The organism is Polaromonas sp. P1_E3 (assembly GCF_056405935.1).
In genome coordinates, this window is sequence record NZ_JBFUBD010000518.1 from 1 (window position 1) to 1,655 (window position 1,655).

The window sequence follows — 1,655 nt, forward strand, 5'->3', positions numbered from 1 at the left end:
ATGCTGGTGCAGTCAGGGCAGAGATGCCGGCGGCCAGGACGTGACGACGTTTCATGGAATGCTCCTGAAGGGCTGAAGGCTGCATTGGCAACCATCAACAGGATTGAAAGCGGGAAGCGGCTGATGCATCTGGCGATCAGCAACTTGTGTGCCAATTCGACTGTTCAGGCATTCGCGCTTTGCGGCTGTGTGTTCGTTGAGCCCGGCGCGGGGAATCGGAAGGCGGCTCCCTCTCCCCGCCGGCAGCCGGGACGTGGCATAAGCCTCGCGGGGAACAGGCGCCACAAAAGCCCATGCGTTTACCTTGTCAGCGTTCGTGCCAAGGAAAGGTAGCGCTGATCCGAACAAGCGGGCCGGATTGAATTATTGGTAAAAAAGTGCCGCAGCCCTTGGTGGATATTGACGGTTAGCTATGTAATTAATAGCATTCGCCGGCAGCCACTCAGCTCACGGGCGCACGCCCGGTGTCTCCATCGCCATGCCTTTGGCGCGGGCATTTAGGTAAAGCTCTAGTTCCACCAGTTCCTGCGCGCCATAGGCAAACGGCTCGGCACGCACCCCGCTCATGCAGCCGCGGATGCGGCGCTGCAGCGAGCCCAGCGTCTGCCATTCGAGTCGGTAAACCGGGTAGCCCGTGGGATGTGCCTCGGGAATCACGCTGCTGGCCAGACGCCTGCCGGCCAAACCGTCATGGCATTGCGCGCACGAAAGATTCAGCTGGCCCATGCGTTGTGTGAAAAGCTGCTGCCCGCGCTGGCGGAAAGGCTCCAGCCGGGCATCGTCGGGCGGCGATACCGGCAAGCCGCGCGACTGCAGCGCCACATAGCTTTCCAGGCTCAGCAGATCCTGGCTCTCCGGACGAAGTGGCGCGGCCTGCTGGTGATGCTGGCGGCACTGGTTGATGCGCTGGCTCAAGGTAATGGGCCGGCCGAGCCGGGTGTCAAACGCCGGGTACCGCGCCGAAACGCCGCGCATGCTGTCCGGCGTTGAATGGCAGCCGATACACGCCTTGTTGCTGGCACCAGTTGGCTGCTTCCACAGCGCTTCGCCATCCTTGACCCATAACATGCCGGGATTCAGTGCATCGTCTTTTTGCATGGTCTGGGTGGACGCTCCCATGTCCTCAAAGCCTGAACGGCGAAGGTCTTTTGGCGGCGTGGTCTGCGCGCCGGCATGGCATGCGAGCAGCAAGAACAAAAGGCCCGCGAGGATGCGCGTCATGCCGTGACGGCCAGGTTGATGCTTTCAGTCTGCGCAAAACCGTTGTCGCCTTCCCAGCGAAGCACCAGTGTGCCGCTGTCGGTGGCCACAGTGTGGAAGGCAAGGTAGGGGTTGGCCGAGACGGCCGAAAACAGCTCGGCGCTGAAAACCAGCTCGCCGTTGTAGCGGCAGCTGAAGGCCCGGATGATGTTGCGCGGCAGGACCTTGCCGTCCTCGCCGGCGCGAAAACCGGTTTCCATCGGGTGGCCTATGGTCGCGCGTATCTCGATAACTTCGCCGCGTTTGGCGGTGGAGGGAGCGTTGATGAGGGTACGTGCCATATCAGTTAAGTCCCAAAGCGTTGCTTGCAGAAAGGCTTGTGGGTAAGGATGGAAGACCACGCCGGAGCTGCGGGCGCAGCGGCCCCTTTTCTCGTGCAAGGGGCAGGGAGCCGC

At 62.0% G+C, this 1,655-nt stretch carries 2 protein-coding genes; both read right to left on the reverse strand.

The window, feature by feature from the left end; translation table 11 throughout:
* Positions 1-447: 447 nt before the first annotated feature.
* A complete protein-coding gene (soxA, locus tag AC1D0Z_RS21195) occupies positions 448-1,221 on the reverse strand; it encodes a sulfur oxidation c-type cytochrome SoxA (protein ID WP_477660130.1) in 774 nt (257 codons plus the stop codon).
* A complete protein-coding gene (soxZ, locus tag AC1D0Z_RS21200) occupies positions 1,218-1,541 on the reverse strand; it encodes a thiosulfate oxidation carrier complex protein SoxZ (protein ID WP_477660131.1) in 324 nt (107 codons plus the stop codon). The genes soxA and soxZ overlap by 4 nt, the downstream gene beginning before the upstream one ends.
* Between the last annotated feature and the right edge of the window lie 114 nt (positions 1,542-1,655).

Coding starts and splice junctions, on each gene's coding strand:
- soxA (WP_477660130.1), bottom strand. CDS start 1,221: ATGACGCGCATCCTCGCGGGCCTTTTGTTCTTGCTGCTCGCATGCCAT.
- soxZ (WP_477660131.1), bottom strand. CDS start 1,541: ATGGCACGTACCCTCATCAACGCTCCCTCCACCGCCAAACGCGGCGAA.